General features: G+C 59.6%; 19 protein-coding genes. 2 read left to right on the top strand and 17 right to left on the bottom strand.

Annotation, left to right across the window (positions count from 1 at the left end; genetic code table 11):
- Positions 1–113: 113 nt before the first annotated feature.
- The 17 genes from KHO49_RS06975 to rpsB form a co-directional block, all read right to left on the bottom strand.
- A complete protein-coding gene (locus tag KHO49_RS06975; protein ID WP_016964689.1) occupies positions 114–1,061 on the bottom strand; it encodes an acetyl-CoA carboxylase carboxyltransferase subunit alpha in 948 nt (315 codons plus the stop codon).
- Between the two features lie 139 nt (positions 1,062–1,200).
- A complete protein-coding gene (gene dnaE, locus KHO49_RS06970) occupies positions 1,201–4,722 on the bottom strand; it encodes a DNA polymerase III subunit alpha (RefSeq protein WP_123393590.1) in 3,522 nt (1,173 codons plus the stop codon).
- A gap of 69 nt (positions 4,723–4,791) precedes the next feature.
- A complete protein-coding gene (rnhB, locus tag KHO49_RS06965) occupies positions 4,792–5,424 on the bottom strand; it encodes a ribonuclease HII (protein ID WP_102861377.1) in 633 nt (210 codons plus the stop codon).
- Positions 5,425–5,435: 11 nt separating this feature from the next.
- The gene (gene lpxB, locus KHO49_RS06960) at positions 5,436–6,566 is read right to left on the bottom strand and encodes a lipid-A-disaccharide synthase (protein ID WP_102878553.1); all 1,131 of its coding nucleotides are present in this window, start codon (positions 6,564–6,566) and stop codon (positions 5,436–5,438) included.
- Positions 6,567–6,568: 2 nt separating this feature from the next.
- On the bottom strand, positions 6,569–7,345 hold the full coding sequence (lpxA, locus tag KHO49_RS06955) for an acyl-ACP--UDP-N-acetylglucosamine O-acyltransferase (RefSeq protein WP_102861375.1): 777 nt from the start codon (positions 7,343–7,345) through the stop codon (positions 6,569–6,571).
- The gene (gene fabZ, locus KHO49_RS06950; RefSeq protein WP_007924058.1) at positions 7,342–7,782 is read right to left on the bottom strand and encodes a 3-hydroxyacyl-ACP dehydratase FabZ; all 441 of its coding nucleotides are present in this window, start codon (positions 7,780–7,782) and stop codon (positions 7,342–7,344) included. The genes lpxA and fabZ overlap by 4 nt, the downstream gene beginning before the upstream one ends.
- A 109-nt stretch (positions 7,783–7,891) precedes the next feature.
- On the bottom strand, positions 7,892–8,947 hold the full coding sequence (lpxD, locus tag KHO49_RS06945; RefSeq protein WP_213664805.1) for a UDP-3-O-(3-hydroxymyristoyl)glucosamine N-acyltransferase: 1,056 nt from the start codon (positions 8,945–8,947) through the stop codon (positions 7,892–7,894).
- 3 nt (positions 8,948–8,950) lie between these two features.
- Positions 8,951–9,454 (bottom strand): OmpH/Skp family outer membrane protein, encoded by a 504-nt coding sequence (locus KHO49_RS06940; protein WP_102861373.1) that lies wholly within the window; start codon positions 9,452–9,454, stop codon positions 8,951–8,953.
- A 44-nt stretch (positions 9,455–9,498) separates the two neighbouring features.
- Complete coding sequence (gene bamA, locus KHO49_RS06935) at positions 9,499–11,889, bottom strand: outer membrane protein assembly factor BamA (protein WP_102861372.1); 2,391 nt, start codon at positions 11,887–11,889, stop codon at positions 9,499–9,501.
- 74 nt (positions 11,890–11,963) lie between these two features.
- The gene (rseP, locus tag KHO49_RS06930; protein WP_110596481.1) at positions 11,964–13,316 is read right to left on the bottom strand and encodes a sigma E protease regulator RseP; all 1,353 of its coding nucleotides are present in this window, start codon (positions 13,314–13,316) and stop codon (positions 11,964–11,966) included.
- Positions 13,317–13,364: 48 nt separating this feature from the next.
- On the bottom strand, positions 13,365–14,555 hold the full coding sequence (gene ispC / locus KHO49_RS06925) for a 1-deoxy-D-xylulose-5-phosphate reductoisomerase (protein ID WP_213664804.1): 1,191 nt from the start codon (positions 14,553–14,555) through the stop codon (positions 13,365–13,367).
- Entirely contained in the window at positions 14,552–15,358 is an 807-nt protein-coding gene (locus KHO49_RS06920) for a phosphatidate cytidylyltransferase (protein WP_123393595.1), read from the bottom strand. The genes ispC and KHO49_RS06920 overlap by 4 nt, the downstream gene beginning before the upstream one ends.
- Positions 15,358–16,113: a polyprenyl diphosphate synthase gene (gene uppS / locus KHO49_RS06915; protein ID WP_011059528.1), complete on the bottom strand. Its 756-nt coding sequence runs from the start codon at positions 16,111–16,113 to the stop codon at positions 15,358–15,360. The genes KHO49_RS06920 and uppS overlap by 1 nt, the downstream gene beginning before the upstream one ends.
- Positions 16,114–16,128: 15 nt before the next feature.
- Positions 16,129–16,686 (bottom strand): ribosome recycling factor, encoded by a 558-nt coding sequence (gene frr, locus KHO49_RS06910; protein WP_102861367.1) that lies wholly within the window; start codon positions 16,684–16,686, stop codon positions 16,129–16,131.
- Positions 16,683–17,426, bottom strand: coding sequence for a UMP kinase (gene pyrH, locus KHO49_RS06905; protein WP_011059526.1), 744 nt, complete (start codon positions 17,424–17,426; stop codon positions 16,683–16,685). Before pyrH ends, frr begins: the two co-directional genes overlap by 4 nt.
- Before the next feature lie 208 nt (positions 17,427–17,634).
- Positions 17,635–18,501, bottom strand: coding sequence for a translation elongation factor Ts (gene tsf, locus KHO49_RS06900; protein WP_016962579.1), 867 nt, complete (start codon positions 18,499–18,501; stop codon positions 17,635–17,637).
- A gap of 203 nt (positions 18,502–18,704) precedes the next feature.
- A complete protein-coding gene (gene rpsB, locus KHO49_RS06895; protein WP_011059524.1) occupies positions 18,705–19,442 on the bottom strand; it encodes a 30S ribosomal protein S2 in 738 nt (245 codons plus the stop codon).
- Between the two features lie 407 nt (positions 19,443–19,849).
- Here rpsB and map point away from each other — a divergent pair, with 407 nt between their 5' ends.
- Together map and KHO49_RS06885 are read left to right on the top strand one after the other, a co-directional pair.
- Entirely contained in the window at positions 19,850–20,632 is a 783-nt protein-coding gene (gene map / locus KHO49_RS06890; RefSeq protein WP_102861366.1) for a type I methionyl aminopeptidase, read from the top strand.
- 48 nt (positions 20,633–20,680) lie between these two features.
- Positions 20,681–23,383, top strand: coding sequence for a [protein-PII] uridylyltransferase (locus tag KHO49_RS06885; RefSeq protein WP_213664803.1), 2,703 nt, complete (start codon positions 20,681–20,683; stop codon positions 23,381–23,383).
- Positions 23,384–23,408 lie beyond the last annotated feature (25 nt).

The following is a 23,408-nucleotide window of genomic DNA, read 5'->3' as shown; positions in this document are numbered from 1 at the left end:
AGCTTCAAGCCCCGCAGGAGCATGTGCTCGAGAAAGGACGACGCCGCAATCTGATCGATTGCGGCGCCGGGGTCGCGAGCAAGCGTACCCCTACAAAGGGGAACAGTGCTCGATCAGAGACCGTAGCTCATCAGGCGGTCATAACGACGGGCCAGCAGGGTGTCGTTATCCATTTCCTTGAGCATTGCCAGCTGCGAGCTGAGTTCGGCACGGATCGAGGCAGCCGCGGCGGCTGGATCACGATGGGCGCCACCCAGCGGCTCGCTGATGACCTTGTCGACAATGCCCAGGCCTTTCAGACGCTCGGCGGTGATGCCCATGGCCTCGGCTGCATCGGCGGCCTTTTCCGAGGTTTTCCACAGGATCGAGGCGCAGCCTTCCGGCGAGATCACCGCATAAGTGGAATATTGCAGCATGTTCAACTGGTCGCAGACGCCGATGGCCAATGCGCCGCCGGAACCACCCTCACCGATCACGGTGGCGATGATCGGGGTCTTCAGGCGTGCCATGACCCGCAGGTTCCAGGCAATCGCCTCGCTCTGGTTGCGCTCTTCAGCGTCGATGCCCGGGTAGGCGCCCGGGGTGTCGATGAAGGTCAGGATCGGCATCTTGAAGCGTTCGGCCATTTCCATCAGGCGGCAGGCCTTGCGGTAGCCTTCCGGACGCGGCATGCCGAAGTTGCGGCGTACCTTCTCGCGCACTTCGCGGCCTTTCTGATGACCGATGATCATCACCGGCTGCTCGTCCAGGCGAGCAACGCCGCCGACGATCGCGGCGTCGTCAGAGAAGTGGCGATCGCCATGCAGCTCGTCAAACTCGGTGAAGATGTGCTGGATGTAATCCAGGGTGTACGGACGACGCGGGTGCCGCGCCAGACGTGCGATCTGCCAGCTGGTGAGCTTGCCGAAGATGTCTTCGGTCAGGGTATTGCTCTTGTCCTGCAGGCGGGAAATCTCATCGCCGATATTCAGCGAATTGTCATTACCGACCAAGCGCAACTCTTCGATCTTGGCTTGCAGGTCGGCGATCGGCTGTTCGAAATCAAGAAAATTCGGGTTCATAGGCGTCCGTCTGGGCTCGACGTCCAAGGGGGCTTGGGCCGGCCGGTTGTCTATTCGCGCCCTACCTTAAGGGACGGACGCGTTGAGGTCGAGATTAAAAATTCATGTGGCGATGAGGCGCAATGATGGCACCTCACCGTCAACGGTATTGGAGGAAGACGTTGTCTCGCCCGAACTGGTCACGCAGGGCTTGAATCAAGCTGTCTGCCGGGTCGATCCGCCAGTTCTCGCCAAACTGCAGCAAGGCCTTGGCGTCGTTACGGGTGTACTCCATGGTAATCGGGCACGCACCGCGGTGACGCTTGAACAAGTCCCCCAGCCAGCGTAGCTGATCGCCCTTGAGGGCATCGGTATGGACTTTCAGGCGCAGGCTTTCCGCCAGGTTGGTCCGCGCGTCTTCCATGCTCATCACCCGCTTGACCCGCAAACGCAGGCCGCCGGAGAAGTCGTCGTTGCTCACCTCGCCTTCCACCACCACCATGGCGTCGGTCTGCAACAGCGACTGGGCCGAATGGAAAGCATCGGCAAACAAGGAGGCCTCGATCCGCCCCGAACGGTCGTCGAGGGTGATGAAACCCATCTTGTCGCCCTTTTTGTTCTTCATCACCCGCAGGGCAATGATCATGCCCGCTACCGTCTGGGTATCCCGGGCCGGTTTCAGGTCAATGATGCGCTGACGAGCGAAGCGGCGGATCTCGCCTTCATACTCATCAATCGGGTGCCCGGTCAGGTACAGGCCGAGGGTATCTTTCTCGCCTTTAAGGCGCTCCTTGAGGGTCAGCTCCTTGGCCTTGCGATGGTTGGCGTAGACATCCGCGTCCTCATCGACGAACACCCCGCCAAACAGGTCGGCGTGGCCGCTGTCGTGGGTACGAGCAGTTTGCTCCGCCGCCTTGATCGCCTCTTCCATGGCGGCCAGCAGTACCGCGCGGTTCTGGTCGATGTTGGCCTGGTAGGCCTTGGGCTCGTCGAAGAAGTGCGGGCCGAGACGGTCCAGGGCACCACTGCGAATCAGACCATCCAGGGTCCGCTTGTTAATGCGCTTGAGGTCGACCCGGGCACAGAAATCGAACAGGTCCTTGAACGGCCCCTCAGCACGGGCTTCGGTGATGGCTTCCACCGGTCCCTCGCCCACCCCTTTGATCGCGCCAAGGCCATAAACGATGCGACCTTCATCGTTCACCGTGAACTTGAATTCGGAAGTGTTCACGTCTGGCGCATCGAGGCGCAGTTTCATGGTCCGCACTTCCTCGATCAAGGTCACGACCTTGTCGGTGTTGTGCATATCCGCGGACAGTACCGCCGCCATGAAGGGCGCCGGGTAGTGAGCCTTGAGCCAGGCAGTCTGGTACGACACCAGGCCGTAGGCGGCGGAGTGGGATTTGTTGAAACCGTAACCGGCGAATTTTTCCACCAGGTCGAAGATGTTGCCCGCCAGGTCCGCATCGATGTTGTTGCTGGCGCAACCCTCAATGAAACCGCCACGCTGCTTGGCCATTTCCTCGGGCTTTTTCTTACCCATGGCCCGACGCAGCATGTCCGCACCACCGAGGGTGTAACCGGCCATGACCTGGGCAATCTGCATCACCTGTTCCTGATACAGGATGATGCCGTAGGTCGGCGCCAGAACCGGGCGCAGGCCATCGTACTGATAGTCGGGGTGCGGGTAGGCCAGTTCGGCGCGACCGTGCTTACGGTTGATGAAGTCATCCACCATGCCCGATTGCAGCGGCCCCGGACGGAACAGGGCCACCAGTGCAATCAAGTCTTCCAGGCAGTCGGGCTTGAGCTTCTTGATCAGCTCCTTCATGCCCCGGGATTCAAGCTGGAATACCGCAGTGGTTTCAGCTTTCTGCAACAGGCTATAGGTCGGCTTGTCGTCCAGCGGGATAAAGGCGATATCCAGCGGTTCCTCGCCGACCTTGGCGCGGTCGCGGTTAATGGTTTTCAGCGCCCAATCGATAATGGTCAGGGTCCGCAGACCGAGGAAGTCGAACTTCACCAGGCCAGCAGCCTCGACGTCATCCTTGTCGAACTGGGTCACCAGGCCGCCGCCTTCTTCGTCGCAGTAGATCGGCGAGAAGTCGGTGAGCTTGGTCGGCGCGATCACCACACCACCGGCGTGTTTACCGACGTTACGCACCACACCTTCAAGCTTGCGCGCCATCTCCCAGATTTCCGCCGCCTCTTCATCGACCTTGATGAAGTCCCGCAGGATCTCTTCCTGCTCGTAGGCTTTTTCCAGGGTCATGCCGACTTCGAAGGGGATCATCTTCGACAGACGGTCGGCCAGGCCATAGGACTTGCCTTGCACCCGCGCAACGTCGCGCACCACCGCCTTGGCCGCCATGGAACCAAAAGTGATGATCTGGCTTACCGCGTTGCGGCCGTACTTCTCGGCCACGTAATCGATCACCCGGTCGCGACCGTCCATGCAGAAGTCGACGTCGAAGTCGGGCATGGAAACCCGTTCCGGGTTAAGGAAACGTTCGAACAGCAGGTCGTATTCCAGCGGGTCGAGGTCGGTGATCTTCTGCACATAGGCCACCAGGGAACCGGCACCCGAGCCACGGCCCGGACCCACCGGCACGCCGTTGCTCTTGGCCCACTGGATAAAGTCCATAACGATCAGGAAGTAACCGGGGAATCCCATCTGGATGATGATATCCAGCTCGAAATTCAGCCGGTCGACGTAGACCTGGCGCTTGGCTTCATAGTCCTCGGTGGTGTCCTTGGGCAGCAGCACGCTGAGGCGCTCGTCCAGGCCGTCGAAGGAAACCTTGCGGAAGTATTCATCGATGGTCATGCCATCAGGAATGGGGTAGTCGGGCAGGAAGTGCTTGCCCAGCTTGACTTCGATATTGCAGCGCTTGGCGATCTCGACCGTGTTTTCCAGCGCCTCGGGCAGGTCGCTGAACAGCTCGGCCATTTCCTCGGCGCTTTTCAGGTACTGCTGATCGCTGTAGTTCTTCGAACGGCGCGGATCGTCCAGGGCCCGGCCTTCGCCGATGCACACCCGGGTTTCATGAGCCTCGAAATCTTCCTGCTTGATGAAACGCACATCGTTGGTGGCCACCAGCGGTGCACCGATCTTGTCGGCCAGGGCCACGGCGGCGTGCAGTTGCTCTTCATCATTGGGCCGGTTGGTACGCTGCACTTCCAGGTAGAAACGGTCCGGGAACACCGCCATCCACTCCCGGGCCAGGGTTTCGGCGACCTCCAGGTCACCGGCGATCAGCGCCATGCCAATCTCGCCCTCCTTGGCCGCCGAGAGCATGATCAGGCCTTCTGCGGCCTCTGCCACCCACTCGCGCTCGATGATGATCTGGCCATTGCGCTGGCCATCAATGAAGCCCCGGGAAATCAGCTCGGTCAGGTTGCGGTAACCCACGGCGTTCATCACCAGCAGGCTGATGCGGCTCAGGGGGTTATCCGGGTCCTTGTTCGACAGCCAGAGGTCGGCGCCGCAGATCGGCTTGATCCCCGCACCCATGCTGTTTTTGTAGAACTTGACCAGGGAACACATGTTGTTCTGGTCGGTGACCGCCACCGCAGGCATGCCCATGCCGGTGAGAGCCTTGACCAGCGGCTTGATCCGCACCAGACCGTCGACCAGGGAGTATTCAGTGTGCAGGCGCAGGTGAACGAATGAAGCCGGCATAGTGATCCTGTAATAAGCGCGAAAACAACAAGGCCCGGATTGTACCGGGCCTCGACTAAAACATCAGCCTCAGGACTGAATCTCGCCCTGCGCCTCACGGGCTTCATAAGCTTGCCGCACAGGGGCGAAGGAACGCCGGTGAATCGGCGTCGGCCCCAGGCGGGCCAGGGCCTCCAGGTGCACTGGCGTCGGATAGCCCTTGTGACCACCTATACCGTAACCCGGGTAGATCAGCTCGAAAGCGGCCATTTCCCGGTCGCGGCTGACCTTGGCCAGAATCGACGCTGCAGCGATTGCCGGAACCTTGCTATCGCCCTTGACCACAGCTTCCGCCGGCATCGCCAGCTTCGGGCAACGGTTGCCGTCGATCATCGCCAGCTTCGGCGTCACGCTCAGGCCTTCCACCGCTCGCTGCATCGCCAGCATGGTGGCGTGGAGGATGTTCAGCTCGTCGATCTCTTCGACTTCAGCCCGAGCAATGCACCAGCTCAGGGCCTTCTCACAGATTTCATCGAACAGCTTCTCGCGACGGGCCTCAGTGAGTTTCTTCGAGTCGTTGAGGCCGAGAATCGGCCGTTGCGGATCAAGAATCACTGCAGCAGTGACAACCGCCCCGCACAACGGGCCACGGCCAACTTCGTCGACACCGGCCACCAGGTCCTCGGCATCGGCCACCAGGGTGAAATCCAGGCCCATCTGCATCTTTGAATTACTCACAGGGTTTTGCCGATCAGCCCCAGCACCGCTTGCGCGGCCTGGTTGGACGCATCACGGCGCAAGGTTCGGTGGATCTCGTCAAAGCCACGGGTCTGCTCTTCACCGCCATCGATCAGCGGCGACAGCGTCTGAGCCAGGGCCTCGGCAGTGGCGTCGTCCTGCAGCAACTCGGGTACCAGCAAACGCTGAGCCAGCAGGTTCGGCAAGGAAATATACGGACTCTTGACCATGCGCTTGAGAATCCAGAAGGTCAGCGGCGCCAGGCGATAGGCCACCACCATCGGCCGCTTGTAGAGCAAGGCTTCCAGAGTCGCGGTACCGGAGGCGATCAGCACCGCATCACAAGCGGCCAGGGCCTTGTGGGACTGACCATCGAGCAAGGTCAGCGGCAGGTCGCGACTGGCCAGCAGCTCTTCCAGCTGGACCCGACGCTCCGGGCTCGCGCACGGCATGATGAAGCGCACGCCGGGGCGCATGGCTCGCAAACGCTGGGCGGCATCGAGGAACAAGGCACCCAGGCGCCCTACTTCGCCACCACGACTGCCGGGCAGCAAGGCCACCAGCGGACCGTCGGGCAAGCCCAGCTCGGCACGCGCTGCGGCGCGATCGGCTTGCAGCGGAATGGCATCGGCCAAGGAGTGACCGACGAACTTCACCGGTACACCCTGCTCTTCATAGAAGCGAGCCTCGAAGGGAAACAGGGTCAGCATCAGATCGCAGCCTTCGCGGATCTTCAGTACCCGCTTCTGCCGCCATGCCCAGACCGACGGACTGACGTAGTGCACCGTCTTGATCCCGGCCTGACGCAACTTGAGTTCGATATTCAGGGTGAAATCCGGGGCATCGATCCCGATGAACACATCCGGCTTTTCAGCAATCAGGGTCTGGATCAGCTTCTTGCGTCGCGCCAGCAATTCACGCAACCGCCCAAGCACCTCCACCAACCCCATGACCGCCAGGCGCTCCATGGGAAAGTAGGAAGTGAGGCCTTCGGCCTCCATCAGCGGACCGCCGACGCCAATGAATTCAACGGCCGGGTGCTGAGCCTTGAAGGCTCGCATCAAACCGGCGCCGAGAATGTCGCCGGAGGCTTCGCCAGCCACCAGCGCAATACGCAGAGTGTTCATGATTAACGGGTGATGCCGCGAGTCGAAGACTGGATCGAGTCACGAAACACCGCGACTTCGGGGAACTGTGCAGCCGGCTCGGCCAGTTCGGCCAGGGCCTGATCCACCGTCAGCCCTTGGCGATAGACCGTCTTGTAGGCGCGACGCAGTGCATGGATTGCATCTTCGCTGAAACCACGACGGCGCATGCCTTCGAAGTTCATGCTGCGGGCTTCGGCAGGGTTGCCGAATACCGTGACGAATGCCGGCACATCCTTGCCGATGGCGGTGCCCATGCCGGAGAAGCTGTGAGCGCCGATATGGCAGTACTGATGCACCAGGGTGAAACCGGAGAGAATCGCCCAGTCATCCACGTGCACATGCCCGGCCAACGCAGTGTTGTTGACCAGGATGCAGTGGTTGCCAATGACACTGTCATGGCCGATATGGGCATAGGCCATGATCAGGTTGTGATCGCCCAGTGTGGTTTCGGAACGGTCCTGGACGGTGCCACGGTGAATGGTCACGCCTTCGCGGATCACGTTGTGGTCGCCAATAACCAGGCGGGTTTCCTCGCCTTTGTACTTCAGATCAGGCGTGTCCTCACCTACCGAGGAAAACTGGTAGATGCGGTTGTGCTTACCGATCCGGGTAGGGCCCTTGAGAATCACATGGGGCCCGATCACTGTACCCTCGCCGATTTCCACACCAGCGCCGATGATCGACCACGGGCCAACCTCAACGTCGTCGGCCAGGATGGCCGTCGGATCGATGATTGCGCGAGGGTCAATCAAACTCATAGTTTGCGTTCCGCACAGATGATTTCAGCGGAGCAGACAGGCTTGCCGTCTACCGACGCCTGGCACTCGAACTTCCAGATCTGACGCTTGCAGCTGATGAACTTGGCTTCAAGAATCAGTTGGTCGCCCGGCAGTACTGGCTGACGGAAGCGCAGCTTGTCGGAACCGACGAAGTAATAAAGGGTGCCGTCGGCTGGCTTCACGTCGAGCATCTTGAAACCGAGAATGCCCGCAGCCTGAGCCATGGCCTCGATGATCAACACGCCCGGCATGATCGGATGCGCCGGGAAGTGACCATTGAAGAACGGCTCGTTGATGCTGACATTCTTGTAGGCACGAATGCACTTGCCCTCGACATCCAGGTCCACTACCCGATCCACCAACAGGAAAGGGTAACGGTGAGGCAAGTATTCGCGAATCTCGTTGATGTCCATCATTTCGGGGGGAAGCCTGTAGTAAAGAGTGGGAGCGCGCGACTAACGCACGCCCCTCTAGCAAATCAAGGAGGCAGTCTAGCGGCTGTGCACACTTGATATGGAAATGGTATCAGCCATCTGATGAAGCATTGCCGTCAGGGGTCACGTCCCCAACGCGCTTTTCCAACTGGCGCAAACGCCGCGCAAGGTCATCGAGCTGACGGATGCGTGCCGCGCTTTTGCGCCACTCGGCAGCAGGTTGCATGGCCGTACCGGAAGAGTAAGCGCCCGGCTCGGTAATCGAGTGGGTCACCATGGTCATTCCAGTGAGGAATACGTTGTCACAAATCTCGATGTGCCCTACCAGACCCACACCGCCGGCGAGCATACAGTGCTTGCCGATCTTGGTGCTGCCGGAAATTCCCACACAAGCCGCCATCGCTGTGTGATCGCCGACCTGGACGTTGTGGGCAATCTGAATCTGGTTATCCAGCTTCACACCGTTGCCGATGACGGTATCGGCCAGGGCGCCGCGGTCAATCGCCGTATTGACGCCGATTTCCACATCGTCACCGATGGTCACACCGCCAATCTGCGCGATCTTCTGCCAGATGCCTTTTTCATTGGCAAAGCCGAAACCTTCACCACCGAGCACCGCCCCCGACTGGATGACCACACGCTGACCAATGCGCACATCGTGGTACAAGGTCACCCGCGGGGCCAGCCAGCCGCCTTCGCCGATTTCGCAGCGAGCGCCGATAAAGCAGTGGGCACCGATGGTCACTCCAGCCGCAATCCGCACACCAGACTCGATCACTGCAAACGGACCAATGCTGGCCTCCGGGTGCACCAGCGCATCGGCGGCAATCACCGCTGACGGATGGATACCCGCTGGCGCCTTGGGCTTGGGATCGAACAGATGGGAAATACGGGCGTAGGACAGATAAGGATCAGCCACCACCAGTGCATCGCCGGCATAAGCCTCAGCATCAGCGGCCTTCAGCAATACCGCGCCGGCCTGGCAGTCCACCAGGTACTTGCGATATTGCGGATTTGCCAAAAAGCTCAACTGAGCTGGGCCAGCCTCCTGCAAGGTGGCTAGCCCAGTGATTTCCTTCTCCGCGTCGCCACGCAAGGTGGCGCCGAGGAACTCGGCCAATTGGCCGAGTTTTATGGTCGCGGTCATGGCTTACTTCAGCTGATTCATGCGCTCGATAACTTGGCGGGTGATGTCGTACTGAGGTTTGACATCGATCACTGCGCCACGCTCGAAAACCAGGTCGAAAGCACCTTTCTTGATGACTTCTTCAACGGCGCTGTCCAGCTTCGGCTTCAATTGCTTGAGCATTTCACGGTCAGCAACAGCCTTGGCTTCGTTCAGTTCCTTGGACTGGAACTGGAAGTCCCGAGCCTTTTGCTTGAACTCGAGCTCCAGACGCTCACGCTCGCCTTGCTGCATCTTGTCGCCACCCGCAACCAGGCGGTCCTGGATACCCTTGGCACTGCTTTCCAGAGTCTTCAGCTTGGTCAGTTGCGGGCCGAATTTCTTCTCGGCATCCACTGCGTACTTCTTGGCCGCGTCGGATTCCAGCAGAGCCATCTGATAGTTCAGAACAGCGATTTTCATTTCGGCAAACGCCGGGCTCGCGACCAGTACGGAGGCCAGGAGAACCAATTGAGTCAACTTACGCACGATGCACTCCTACAAAATCCATTGTCGTTATCTTGGGTAGACTATTAGAAAGTCTGACCGAGAGAGAATTGGAACACCTGAGTTTCAGCGTCATCCGGTTTCTTGATCGGCATCGCCAGGGCAAAGCTCAATGGCCCCAAAGCAGTGACCCAAGTCACACCAACACCCACCGAACTGGCCAGATTGCTCAAGCTGATATCGTTGCACTGCGTTTTCACATTCGACGCCGCAATGGTGTTGGACGTGCTTTCACAGCGAGAGTTGAAGACGTTACCCACATCCCAGAACAACGAAGTACGCAGGGAACGCTGATCTTTGACGAACGGCAGCGGGAACAGCAACTCGGCACCGCCCTGGATCAATACGTTACCGCCGAATGGCAGTGGATCCTGGTCTGGGTCGGCAGCTGTACCGGCGTTACCGGTTACACCAGCACCACGACTCGGAGTACTGCGCGGACCCAGGGTACTGTCCTTGAAGCCACGTACCGAGTTGAAACCACCAGCATAGTAGTTCTCGTAGAACGGCAAGCCCTTGGTATCACCAAAGCCGTCGCCATAACCCAGTTCGGTATGGAAGCGCATGGTGTAGTTCTCACTCAGCGGAGTGAACAACTGACCACGGTAGTCGAGCTTGAAGAACGACAGGTCACTACCTGGAGTAGTGGTTTCCAGAACCAGGCTTTGCGAATGGCCGCGAGTGGCCAGCACACCTTTGTTCAGGGTCGACTCGGACCAGCCGGCCGACGCCTTGAAGTTAAGGTAGCTGTCGCCCTGTTTGTTCACGAAGTCGAAGATTTCGTCGACGGTGTACAGGCCGGTCTTGATCTTGTCCTGCTGCGCGGTCAGGCCGAAGGTCAGACGCGAAGTCTCACTGATCGGGTAGCCCACGCTGACGCCGGCACCGAGGCTGTCCACCGCATAGCTGGCCACGTCGACGTCGAGGTCTTTGTAGTCAGTGGTGCGATAGAAAGCGTTGTAACCCAGGCTCACGCCGTCGGCGGTCCAGTAGGGGTCAACGTAGCCGAAGTTGTAGCGGCTCTGGTATTCGCTGCGGGTCAGACCGATGCTGACCTTGTTACCGGTACCCAGGAAGTTGTTCTGGGTAATGGAACCACCGAGGATCAGACCAGCGCTCTGGGCGAAACCGACGCTGGCGGTGATCGAACCGGATGCTTGCTCTTCAACCGCGTAGTTCACGTCAACCTGGTCATCAACACCCGGTACAGCCGGTGTCTCGACGTTGACTTCCTTGAAGAAGCCCAGGCGCTCAAGACGGGTCTTGGACTGGTCGATCAGGTAGGTCGAAGCCCAGCCGCCTTCCATCTGACGCATTTCGCGACGCAGCACTTCGTCCTCGGACTTGGTGTTGCCACGGAAGTTGATACGGTTGACGTAGGCACGTTTACCCGGGTCTACCACGAAGGTGATGTCCACGGTGTGGTCTTCATCATGAGGTTGAGGCACGCCGTTGACGTTGGCGAAGGTGTAGCCCTCGTTACCCAGACGGCGGGTAATCAGTTCGGAAGTGGTGGTCATCAGCTTGCGCGAGAAAACCTGGCCCTTCTCCACCAGCAACAGTGCCTTGACTTGGTCTTCAGGTACTTTCAGGTCGCCGCTGAGCTTCACGTCACGAACGCTGTACTTCTCGCCTTCGTTGACGTTGACGGTAATGTAGACGTGCTTTTTGTCCGGGGTGATGGACACCTGGGTCGAAGCAATATCCATATTGATATAGCCACGGTCCAGATAGTAGGAACGCAGACGCTCCAGGTCACCGGAGAGCTTTTCACGGGCGTACTTGTCGTCGTTCTTGAAGAACGACAGCCAGTTGGTGGTCTTGAGCTCGAACAGGCCGATCAGGTCTTCGTCTGGAAAGACAGTGTTGCCCACCACGTTGATGTGCTGGATGGCTGCGACCGTGCCTTCGTTGATATTAACCTTCAGGCCGACACGGTTGCGTGGCTGCGGAACCACTTCAGTCTCAACGGTGGCCGAGTAACGGCCCTGAGCGACATATTGGCGCTGCAACTCGTTACGAACGCCTTCGAGTGTCGCACGCTGGAAGATCTCACCTTCGGCCAGACCGGACTGTTTCAGGCCCTTCATCAAGTCTTCGGTGGAGATCGCCTTGTTGCCTTCGATCTCGATACTGGCAACCGACGGCCGCTCGACTACCGTAATGACCAGGACGTTGCCATCGCGGCCCAGTTGGATGTCTTGAAAGAAACCGGTTTTGAACAGCGCACGAGTGGATTCCACCAGGCGACGGTCGTCCGCCTGCTCGCCGACGTTCAACGGCAAGGCACCAAAGACGCTACCCGCGGAAACGCGCTGAAGGCCGTTGACGCGGATATCGGAGATAGTGAAGGACTCGGCGTGAACTTCGGCGATCATCAATACGGTGAGAACCGCAGTTAGCAGCAGACGTTTCATGAAGTCCTTTCTTATTCCAACTGGCAATAAACAAACTGCCGCAAAATGCGGCAGATTCGCAATTCAGCGAAGCGTTACAGACGACCCAGATCGTTGACCAGAGCAAGCAGCATGACTCCGACCACCAAGCTGATACCGATCTGTATCCCCCAACCTTGCACCCGATCCGACAAGGGACGACCACGCGCCCACTCGATCAGATAAAACAACAAATGCCCCCCATCCAATACCGGGATGGGCAACAAATTCAGAACACCCAGGCTAATACTCAGATAAGCAAGGAAATTCAAGAAATCAGCAATGCCCGACTGGGCAGAAGCGCCCGCCACTTTAGCAATGGTTATCGGTCCACTCAAGTTTTTTACCGAGAGCTCGCCGAACAACATTTTCTTCAGTGATTCGAGGGTCAGGACACTCATGGTCCAGGTCCGTCGAGCCCCTTCGCCAATCGCCTCCAGCGGGCCATAACTGACCTCGCGAAGCATCTCCGCAGGCCAGTCGACAGCTTTCACCCCAGCCCCAAGGTAGCCATTGGGCGCTTTGTTTTCGCCACGGCTGGCCAAGGTCACGGGGACGTCGATTTGAGCACCATCGCGCTCGACTTGCAGCACAATTTTCGTATCAGGGTGCACACGGACCCAATCAACCACCTGCTGCCAGTCACTGAGCGATTGCCCATCGAGCGCCAGCAGACGGTCGCCGGTTTTCAGGCCGGCAGCCTGGGCCGGGCCTTTCGGATCGAGTTCAGCCAGCACGGGGGGCAATGCCGGGCGCCATGGGCGAATCCCCAGGGAGCGGATCGGGTCCGGCTCGTCGGCGCCCTTGAGCCATTTGTCCAGCACCAACTGGCGAGAGGAGTCAACCGTCGCACCCTGCTCGCGCACCTGCACCTGCAGCGTTCCACTCTCACCCAGACGGCGCACCAGTTGCAGATTCACCGCCGCCCAACCGGAAGTTGGCTCACCATCGATGGCAACGATTTCCTCGCCGGCACCGAGGCCGGCCTTGGCGGCTATGCTCCCCGCCTCCACGCCACCGATGACCGGTCGCACCTGCTGACTGCCCAGCATCGCCAGGGCCCAGAAGAACACCAGGGCGAGTAGGAAGTTGGCGATCGGGCCGGCGGCAACAATGGCGATACGCTGGCGTACGGACTTGCGGTTGAAGGACTGGTCGAGCTCATCGGGGGCCACTTCGCCTTCACGCTCGTCGAGCATCTTCACGTAGCCACCCAGGGGAATGGCGGCGATCACAAACTCGGTACCGCGACGATCGTGCCAGCGCAGCAACGGCATACCAAAGCCCACGGAGAAACGCAGCACCTTGACGCCACAGCGACGCGCGACCCAGAAGTGACCGAATTCATGGAAGGTGACCAGCACACCCAGGGCTACCAGGGTGCCGACAATCATATAGAGCGCGCTCATCTACTTTCTCCGCAATCCTATTCGCCGCCACTCGCCCGGTCGCAAATCCTATCGCCCGTTACGCTGCAACCATTGTTCTGCCAGGCTTCGGGCCTTGGCATCCGCCGCAAACACTGCATCGAGCTCATTGACTGCAACTACAGGCTCAAGGACCAAAACTTCTTCGATGATACTCGCGATCTCCGGGTAACGGATGCGCCGATCAAGAAAGGCCGAAACAGCCACTTCATTGGCCGCATTGAGCATCGCCGGAGCGCTGCCCCCCGCCTCGGCAGCTTGACGCGCCAGACGCAGGCAAGGGAACCGCTGCTCGTCGGGTGCCTGGAAGTCCAGACGGGCAATCGCGAACAGATCCAACGGGGCTACACCGGAGTCGATACGCTCCGGCCAGGCCAGGGCGTTGGCGATAGGCGTGCGCATATCCGGATTGCCCAACTGGGCAAGCACCGAGCCGTCGACATAATCCACCAGGGAATGGATCACGCTCTGCGGATGCACCACCACCTCGACCTGGGAAGGCTTGGCATCGAACAACCAGCAGGCCTCGATCAACTCCAACCCCTTGTTCATCATGCTCGCCGAATCCACGGAGATCTTGCGCCCCATGGACCAGTTCGGATGGGCACAGGCCTGTTCCGGCGAAACATGTTCGAGCTCGGCCAGAGGCGTCTGACGGAATGGACCGCCCGAGGCGGTCAACAGAATCCGTCGCACCCCGACCTGACTCAAGCCCCGAGAAAAATCCCCAGGCATGCATTGGAAAATCGCGTTGTGCTCACTGTCGATAGGCAGCAGCACCGAGCCACTCTTGCCTACCGCCTGCATGAACAGTGCGCCGGACATCACCAGCGCTTCTTTATTGGCCAGGAGGATCTTTTTGCCGGCCTCCACCGCCGCGAGGGTCGGACGCAGGCCCGCCGCCCCGACAATAGCCGCCATCACCGCATCGACTTCAGGCGCCGAGGCGACTTCACACAACCCCTCCTCCCCCACCAGCACCCGAGTCGACAGGCCAGCGGCTCGCAGATCGTCCTGCAAAGTCCTCGCCGCAGCGACCTCAGGCACCACGGCAAAACGCGGCACATGGCGTACGCACAACGCCAGCAACTCGGCCAGACGACTGAACCCGCTAAGGGCAAACACCTGATAGCGATCCGGATGACGAGCAATCACATCCAGCGTACTCAGGCCAATGGAGCCCGTAGCCCCCAGAACCGTGATCTGTTGCACACGACTCACAGTGCAGCCATCCACAGCAGCACCGCAAACACGGGAATCGCTGCCGTCAGACTGTCGATCCGATCAAGCACACCGCCGTGCCCCGGCAACAGATTACTGCTGTCCTTGATGCCGGACTGACGCTTGAACATGCTCTCGGTCAGGTCACCGACCACCGAAATGAAGACCACAATGGCCGCACCCAACAGCCCCAACAGGATCTGTCCGAAGGACCAATCACGCACCAGCCCGACCACTGCCGTGATCACCAGGCTCAATGCCAGGCCGCCATAGACGCCCTCCCAGCTCTTGCCAGGACTCACCTGTGGCGCCAACTTGCGCTTGCCGAAGGCCTTGCCGGAGAAGTAGGCACCGATATCTGCCCCCCAAACCAGCACCATTACCGCCATGATCAACCAATTGCCCAGTGGCAACTGCTTGATGAACACCAAGCCCTGCCAGGCCGGCAACAGGATCAATAGACCGATCAGCAGCTTGGGGGCCGCCCCGGACCATTGCTCACTGGTGCGCGGATAGGTCAGCACCAGGAAAGTCGCCAACCCCCACCACAACACCGCGGCACCCAGCACCCAAGGCGCAACACCCGGGACCAGATGCATCAAGAACAGCAGCGCCGCCACTACCAGCGCGTAAGCCACCCGAGCCGGCTGCGCCTCGAAACCCGCCAGACGCGCCCACTCCCAGGCCCCCAGGCTCACCACCACACCGATGAACAGGGCAAACCCTGAACCTTCGAGCAGGAAAAACCCGCACAAGGCGATCGGCAGCAGGATCAGCGCAGTAATGATTCGTTGTTTAAGCATTAAACCCGGGCTCCAGCCTCGACCTGCTCGCTCGTTTTACCGAAGCGCCGCTGTCGAGATGCGTAATCGGCCAGCGCGTTGCGCATGGCTTCGTGTTTGAAGTCCGGCCAGAACAGGTCGGAGAAATACAGCTCGGCATAGGCCAGCTGCCACAGCAGGAAATTACTGATGCGATGCTCGCCACCGGTGCGGATGCAGAGGTCCGGCAACGGCAAGTCGCCGGTTGCCAGACAGGTCTGCAACAGGCCCGGAGTGATGTCCTCGGGTCGCAGATGGCCGGCCTGAACCTCACGCGCCAGGCGCTGGGCAGCCTGGGCGATATCCCATTGACCGCCGTAGTTGGCAGCAATCTGCAGAATGAAACGATCACTGCCCGCGGTAATCGCTTCCGCCTCGCGCATCGCCGCCTGCAACTCGGGATGGAAACGCGAACGGTCGCCAATGATCCGCAGACTGATGTTGTTCTCGTTAAGACGCTTGGCCTCACGCCGCAGCGCCTTGAAGAACAGATCCATCAAGGCACTAACTTCGTCGGCCGGGCGCTGCCAGTTTTCACTGGAAAAGGCAAACAGGGTCAGGACTTCAACCTTGGCCTCAGCGCACACTTCGATCACTGCACGTACCGCGTCAACGCCCGCTTTATGCCCGGCAACACCCGGCATAAAGCGCTTTTTTGCCCAGCGGTTATTACCGTCCATGATGATCGCCACATGGCGCGGCACCGAGGACAACACGGACTGCTTGGTCTTTTCCATGAAAACGCCTGACCCTTATACGGCCATCAAGTCCTTTTCTTTTTCCTCAGTCGCCTTGGCGATCTGAGCTTCAAAGTCCTTGATCAACTTGTCGATTTCGGCGCTGCCACGACGCTCTTCGTCTTCGCTGATTTCCTTGTCCTTGGTCAGCTTCTTCAACTCGCCCAAGGCATCGCGGCGAATGTTGCGCACAGCAACCCGCGCATCCTCGGCGGCGGCACGCGCCTGCTTGGTGAAGCCCTTGCGGGTTTCCTCGGTCAGCGGCGCCATCTTGATCAGCAGCAGCTCGCCCAGGTTGGTCGGGTTGAGGTTAAGACCGGCACTGCCAATGGCCTTGTCGATGGCTCCGAGCATGTTGCGCTCGAACGGCACGACCTGCAGGGTCTGGGAGTCCTTCACGGTCACGTTGGCAACGCCGCTCAACGGCGTGTCGGTACCGTAGTAAGGCACCATCACGCTGCCCAGAATGCTGGGGTGCGCCTTGCCGGTGCGGATCTGGCCGAATGCATGCGCCAGAGACTCCAGGGTTTTCTTCATGCGCTCTTGAGCGTCTTTCTTGATTTCGTTGATCATTGCTCGCCTTCCTCGATCAGGGTTCCTTCAGCGCCACCATGCACGATATTCAGCAGGGCGCCGGGCTTGTTCATGTTGAATACCCGCAGCGGCATCTTGTGGTCGCGGCACAGGCAAATGGCCGTCAGGTCCATCACTCCCAGCTTGCGATCCAGCACTTCATCGTAAGTCAGATGATCGAACTTCTCGGCATGCGGGTCTTTGAACGGGTCTGCAGTGTAAACACCGTCGACCTTGGTTGCCTTGAGCACGACATCGGCATCGATCTCGATGGCGCGCAGACAGGCTGCGGAGTCGGTAGTGAAGAACGGGTTGCCGGTACCGGCCGCGAAAATCACCACTTCTTTGGAGTTCAGGTGGCGCATGGCCTTGCGACGATCATAGTGATCGGTCACACCCACCATGGAAATAGCGGACATCACGATGGCCGAGATATTCGCACGTTCCAGCGCGTCGCGCATGGCCAGGGCGTTCATCACAGTGGCCAGCATGCCCATGTGGTCGCCTGTGACCCGATCCATCCCGGCAGCGCTCAATGCGGCGCCACGAAACAGGTTGCCACCACCGATCACCAAACCGACCTGGACACCGATGCCAACCAGCTGGCCGACTTCCAGCGCCATGCGGTCCAGCACCTTGGGGTCGATCCCGAACTCTTCCGAGCCCATCAGGGCCTCGCCGCTAAGCTTGAGTAGAATGCGTTTATAGCGAGCTTGATAACCACTGCCCTGCTGAGCCATTGCGAATCTCTCCTGCGGCGTATTTTAAAAATTCTTTGCGGGCTGTTTGCAGCCTGCGTTCACTCTAGCTTGACGCTGTCACAGCGCCATCAGAACACGACTTTGTAAACCGGTTCCGAGGTAAAGCAACAAAATTGCCCTGCCCATTTGAAAAGAGGCTGCGCGCGTGAGCGGGCAGCCTCTTCTGGGCGACAGTTGAAAAACCGTCTTACTGTTGCTTGGCAGCAGCCAGTTGTGCAGCAACTTCTTCAGCGAAGTTGTCTTCTTTCTTCTCGATGCCTTCACCTACTGCGAAACGGGTGAAGGAAACGATTTCAGCGCCGCCTTTCTTGGCCAGAGCACCTACGGTGACTTCTGGATCCTTGACGAACGCTTGCTCAACCAGGCTGGCTTCAGCCAGGAACTTGCTGATACGGCCAGCGATCATTTTCTCGACGATTTCGGCCGGCTTGCCTTTCATCTTGTCTTCGTTCAGCTGCAGGAACACAGCTTTTTCGCGCTCGATGGCTTCGGCAGAAACCTGCGAAGGCAGCAGGAACTCAGGGTTGCTTGCCGCTACGTGCATGGCGATGTCTTTGGCCAGCTCAACGGAGCCGCCCTTCAGGACAACCGCAACACCGATCTTGTTACCGTGCAGGTAAGTACCGACCACGTCACCTTCAACGCGAGCCAGACGACGGATGTTGACGTTCTCACCGGTCTTGCCCACCAGGATCAGACGGTCAGCTTCTTGAGCTTCGATCAGTGGAGCGGCGTCGGTCAGTTTGTCAGCGAACGCTTTTTCAACGCTGGCAGCAACGAATGCCTTGAAGTCGTCCTGCAGAGCCAGGAAGTCGGTCTGCGAGTTCACTTCCAGCAGGACAGCGGCTTTACCGTCGTCCTTGATGGCGATAGCGCCTTCAGCAGCCACGTTGCCTGCTTTCTTGGCAGCCTTGATGGCGCCGGAAGCACGCATGTCATCAATGGCTTTTTCGATGTCGCCGCCGGCCTTGGTCAAGGCCTTTTTGCAATCCATCATGCCTTCGCCGGTACGCTCGCGCAGTTCTTTGACCAACGCTGCAGTAATCTCTGCCATTTTCAAAATCCTCTTGGATAGGTTTTCAACCATTCCACCCGATCGAACGGGCGTTCAATTCTTGGGCGCTGCCCCGAATTCACTTCATAACAGCCCCGCATTACAGAAACTGTCGGGGCGCAACGACGAAATGATTTTCGAGTTGGCAAAAAGGGGGCCAAGCCCCCTTTTTGCGTACTGAGTAAACGCTAAGCGTCAGTTACTCAGGCTTCAGCCGCCGGTGCTGCAGCTTCTTCGAACACTTCGGTGCCGCCAGCAACGTTGTTGCGACCACGGATCACAGCGTCAGCCATCGAACCCATGTACAGCTGGATGGCGCGAATGGCGTCATCGTTGCCTGGGATGATGTAGTCAACGCCTTCCGGGCTGCTGTTGGTATCGACAACGCCGATGACCGGGATGCCCAGCTTGTTGGCTTCGGTGATCGCGATGCGCTCGTGATCAACGTCGATCACGAACAGTGCGTCAGGCAGGCCGCCCATGTCCTTGATACCACCCAGGGAACGATCCAGCTTTTCCAGGTCGCGAGTGCGCATCAGCGCCTCTTTCTTGGTCAGCTTGGCGAAGGTGCCGTCTTCTGCTTGCACTTCAAGGTCACGCAGACGCTTGATGGAAGCACGGATGGTTTTGTAGTTGGTCAGCATGCCGCCCAACCAGCGGTGATCGACGTACGGCGAACCGCAACGTGCTGCTTCTTCAGCAACGATCTTGCCAGCGGAACGCTTGGTGCCGACGAACAGAATCTTGTTTTTGCCCTGGGCCAGACGCTCTACGAAAGTCAGAGCTTCGTTGAACATTGGCAGGGTTTTTTCAAGGTTGATGATGTGAATCTTGTTACGCGCACCAAAAATGTACTTACCCATTTTCGGGTTCCAGTAACGGGTTTGGTGACCGAAGTGCACACCGGCCTTCAGCATATCGCGCATGTTGACTTGGGACATGATAGTTCCTTAATAAGTCGGGTTAGGCCTCCACGTATCCCAATGACCAACCAACAGCATGTGCTGAGGGCACCCAGGTCATCGTGTCGACACGTGTGTGGGTTTGAGCTTTTCGGGGCATCCCCGGAAAGCGGCGCATTTTATACCACAGCAAGGGCCAAAACGGAACCCGGATTCACATCCGTCGATCCTTGCAGTTTTCGCCCTGACCTTGGAAACAGCCCAGAATGCACCATTGTATGGAGACAAGCGCCAGCAGAACCTCAGATTTACGCTGAGCCTCTGTTAGAATCGCACCTTTGCGGCTTCCGAAAACCTCACCGGTTCCATCCCGGTTCCAGCCTTGCAGGGGCAGGTTTTCAAGCCATTCCGTGTATATCGCGCCATTGAGCGTCAAGAGAGCCTGTATGACCGTCACCCTCAAAACTCCCGAGGACATCGCCAAAATGCGTGTCGCCGGCAAACTGGCCGCCGAAGTCCTGGAAATGATTGCCGAGCATGTCAAACCCGGTGTCACCACCGAAGAACTGGACCGCATCTGCCATGACTACATCGTCAACGTGCAGGGCGCTATCCCGGCCCCGCTGAACTACAAGGGTTTCCCCAAGTCCATCTGCACCTCGATCAATCACGTGGTGTGCCACGGCATTCCCAACGAGAAGCCCCTGAAGGACGGCGACACCCTGAACATTGACGTCACCGTCATCAAGGACGGCTACCACGGCGACACCAGCCGCATGTTCCACGTCGGCACCGTGCCGGTCTGGGCCGAGCGCCTGTCGCAGATCACCCAGGAATGCATGTACAAGGCCATCGAACTGGTGAAGCCGGGCTGCCGCCTGGGCGACATCGGCGAAGTGATCCAGAAGCACGCGGAAAAGAACGGCTTCTCGGTGGTTCGCGAGTTCTGTGGTCACGGCATCGGCAAGGTGTTCCACGAAGAGCCGCAGATCCTGCACTACGGCCGCGCCGGCACCGGCATGGAACTCAAGGCCGGCATGACCTTCACCATCGAGCCGATGATCAACCAGGGCAAGGCCGACACTAAGGTACTGGGCGACGGTTGGACCGCCATCACCAAGGACCGCAAGCTCTCGGCACAGTGGGAACACACCCTGCTGGTGACCGAAACCGGCTACGAGATCTTTACCCTGCGCAGCGATGACACCATCCCCCGGGTATCTGCCTGATCCACAACGCCGCGTCCCGACCTTATAGATAGAAAGGAAAGCCAATCGATGCCGCAGGTGGATCCCGAACTCTTCGACCGTGGCCAGTTCCAGGCGGAACTGGCACTGAAGGCCAGCCCCATCGCCGCCTTCAAGAAAGCCATCCGCCAGGCACGGGAAGTGCTCGACAACCGCTTTCGCAGCGGACGGGAAATCCGCCGGCTGATCGAGGACCGCGCCTGGTTCATCGATAACATCCTGCAAAAGGCCTGGGACCAGTTCACCTGGAGCAACGAAGCCGACATCGCCCTGGTGGCGGTCGGCGGCTACGGCCGCGGCGAGCTTCACCCCTATTCCGATATCGACCTGCTGATCCTCCTGGACAGCGCCGATCATGAGATCTTTCGCGACTCCATCGAACGCTTTCTCACCCTGCTCTGGGACATCGGCCTGGAAGTCGGGCAAAGCGTGCGTTCGGTGGATGAATGCGCCGAGGAGGCCCGGGCCGACCTGACGGTCATCACCAACCTGATGGAAAGCCGCACCATCGCCGGCCCCGAGCGCCTGCGCCAGCGCATGCTGGACGTCACCAGCACCGCACATATGTGGCCGAGCAAGGACTTCTTCCTGGCCAAGCACGCCGAGCAGAAGGCCCGCCACCACAAGTACAACGACACCGAATACAACCTGGAGCCCAACGTCAAAGGCTCCCCAGGCGGCCTGCGGGATATCCAGACCATTCTGTGGGTCGCCCGGCGTCAGTACGGCACCCTGAATCTGCGAGCCCTGGCCGGCGAAGGCTTCCTGGTGGAAAGCGAAAACGCCCTGCTGGCCTCCTCCCAGGAGTTCCTGTGGAAGGTCCGCTACGCCCTGCACATGCTCGCCGGCCGCGCCGAAGACCGCCTGCTGCTGGACCACCAGCGCTCCATCGCCGAGCTACTGGGTTTCAGCGGTGAAGACGTCAAGCAGTCGATTGAAAGCTTCATGCAGCAGTACTACCGGGTGGTGATGAGCATCGCCCAGTTGAGCGACCTGATCATCCAGCACTTCGAAGAGGTGATCCTCGCCCCCGAGGACGAAGCCCCGCCACAGCCGATCAACGCCCGCTTCCAACTGCACGACGGCTACATCGAGGCAATCAACGACAACGTGTTCAAACGCACGCCGTTCGCCATGCTGGAAATCTTCGTGCTGATGGCCCAGCACCCGGAGATCAAGGGCGTACGCGCCGACACCATCCGCCTGCTGCGCGAGCACCGGCACCTGATCGACGACGACTTCCGTCACGACATCCGCAACACCAGCCTGTTCATCGAGCTGTTCAAATGCGAGATCGGCATCCACCGCAACCTGCGGCGGATGAACCGCTACGGCATCCTCGGCCGCTACCTGCCGGAGTTCGGCTTCATCGTCGGACAGATGCAGCACGACCTGTTCCACATCTATACCGTGGACGCCCACACGCTGAATCTGATCAAGCACCTGCGCAAGATGCAGTACACGCCGATCTCCGAAAAATTCCCCCTGGCCAGCAAGCTCATGGGCAAGCTGCCCAAGCCCGAACTGATCTACCTGGCCGGCCTGTATCACGACATCGGCAAGGGCCGCCACGGCGACCACTCGGAGATCGGCGCGGTGGATGCCGAAGCCTTCTGCGTGCGCCACCAGCTGCCTCTGTGGGACACCCGGCTGATCGTCTGGCTGGTGCAGAACCACCTGGTGATGTCCACCACCGCCCAGCGCAAGGACCTGTCCGACCCACAGGTGATCCACGATTTCGCCCAGACTGTGGTCGACCAGACCCGCCTCGACTACCTCTACGTACTCACGGTCGCCGACATCTACGCCACCAACCCGACCCTGTGGAACTCCTGGCGCGCCAGCCTGTTGCGCCAGCTCTACACCGAAACCAAGCGCGCCCTGCGCCGCGGCCTGGAAAACCCGGTGGACCGCGAAGAGCAGATCCGCCAGACCCAGAGCGCCGCCCTGGACATCCTGGTGCGCAACGGCACCGATCCGGACGAGGTCGAGCAGCTCTGGTCGCAACTGGGAGACGACTACTTTCTGCGTCACACCGCTGGCGATGTGGCCTGGCACAGCGACGCGATCCTCCAGCAGCCGGCCGATGGCGGGCCACTGGTGCTGATCAAGGAAATCACCCAGCGCGAGTTCGAGGGTGGCACACAAATCTTCATCTACGCCCCGGACCAGCACGACTTCTTTGCGGTGACCGTGGCCGCCATGGACCAGCTCAACCTGAACATCCATGACGCGCGCATCATCACCTCCAGCAGCCAGTTCACCCTCGACACCTACATCGTCCTGGACAACGACGGCGAGTCCATCGGCAACAACCCGCAGCGGGTCGAGCAGATCCGCAAAGGCCTGACCGATGCCCTGCGCAACCCCGACGACTACCCGACCATCATCCAGCGCCGGGTGCCGCGACAGCTCAAGCACTTTGCCTTCGAGCCCGAGGTGACCATCCACAACGACGCCCAGCGCCCGGTCACCGTGCTGGAACTCAGCGCCCCGGATCGTCCGGGCCTGCTGGCGCGGATCGGCAAGATCTTCCTGGAGTTCGAACTGTCGCTGCAGAACGCCAAGATCGCCACCTTGGGCGAGCGCGTGGAAGACGTGTTCTTCATCACCGACGCGCACAACCACCCTCTTTCCGACCCACAGCTGTGCAGCCGCTTGCAGGATGCGATCGTCGAACAGTTGAGTGTCAGCCATGAACCGACTATCGAAATGACCCGCCTGAGCATCTGAAGGGTCCGAACCGCCGCTTTGAGTG

Origin of the sequence: Pseudomonas sp. RC4D1 (genome assembly GCF_018390395.1) — a bacterium.
Classification (GTDB): domain Bacteria; phylum Pseudomonadota; class Gammaproteobacteria; order Pseudomonadales; family Pseudomonadaceae; genus Aquipseudomonas; species Aquipseudomonas danubii.
The sequence above is the reverse complement of the archived record's forward strand: the minus strand, read 5'-3'. Positions and strand labels throughout refer to the sequence as shown.

Excerpts from the sequence above, each read along its gene's own strand:
- KHO49_RS06975 (WP_016964689.1), bottom strand. The coding sequence starts at position 1,061 with ATGAACCCGAATTTTCTTGATTTCGAACAGCCGATCGCCGACCTGCAA.
- dnaE (WP_123393590.1), bottom strand. The coding sequence starts at position 4,722 with ATGCCGGCTTCATTCGTTCACCTGCGCCTGCACACTGAATACTCCCTG.
- rnhB (WP_102861377.1), bottom strand. The coding sequence starts at position 5,424 with ATGCAGATGGGCCTGGATTTCACCCTGGTGGCCGATGCCGAGGACCTG.
- lpxB (WP_102878553.1), bottom strand. The coding sequence starts at position 6,566 with ATGAACACTCTGCGTATTGCGCTGGTGGCTGGCGAAGCCTCCGGCGAC.
- lpxA (WP_102861375.1), bottom strand. The coding sequence starts at position 7,345 with ATGAGTTTGATTGACCCTCGCGCAATCATCGATCCGACGGCCATCCTG.
- fabZ (WP_007924058.1), bottom strand. The coding sequence starts at position 7,782 with ATGATGGACATCAACGAGATTCGCGAATACTTGCCTCACCGTTACCCT.
- lpxD (WP_213664805.1), bottom strand. The coding sequence starts at position 8,947 with ATGACCGCGACCATAAAACTCGGCCAATTGGCCGAGTTCCTCGGCGCC.
- bamA (WP_102861372.1), bottom strand. The coding sequence starts at position 11,889 with ATGAAACGTCTGCTGCTAACTGCGGTTCTCACCGTATTGATGATCGCC.
- rseP (WP_110596481.1), bottom strand. The coding sequence starts at position 13,316 with ATGAGCGCGCTCTATATGATTGTCGGCACCCTGGTAGCCCTGGGTGTG.
- KHO49_RS06920 (WP_123393595.1), bottom strand. The coding sequence starts at position 15,358 with ATGCTTAAACAACGAATCATTACTGCGCTGATCCTGCTGCCGATCGCC.
- uppS (WP_011059528.1), bottom strand. The coding sequence starts at position 16,113 with ATGGAAAAGACCAAGCAGTCCGTGTTGTCCTCGGTGCCGCGCCATGTG.
- frr (WP_102861367.1), bottom strand. The coding sequence starts at position 16,686 with ATGATCAACGAAATCAAGAAAGACGCTCAAGAGCGCATGAAGAAAACC.
- pyrH (WP_011059526.1), bottom strand. The coding sequence starts at position 17,426 with ATGGCTCAGCAGGGCAGTGGTTATCAAGCTCGCTATAAACGCATTCTA.
- tsf (WP_016962579.1), bottom strand. The coding sequence starts at position 18,501 with ATGGCAGAGATTACTGCAGCGTTGGTCAAAGAACTGCGCGAGCGTACC.
- rpsB (WP_011059524.1), bottom strand. The coding sequence starts at position 19,442 with ATGTCCCAAGTCAACATGCGCGATATGCTGAAGGCCGGTGTGCACTTC.
- map (WP_102861366.1), top strand. The coding sequence starts at position 19,850 with ATGACCGTCACCCTCAAAACTCCCGAGGACATCGCCAAAATGCGTGTC.
- KHO49_RS06885 (WP_213664803.1), top strand. The coding sequence starts at position 20,681 with ATGCCGCAGGTGGATCCCGAACTCTTCGACCGTGGCCAGTTCCAGGCG.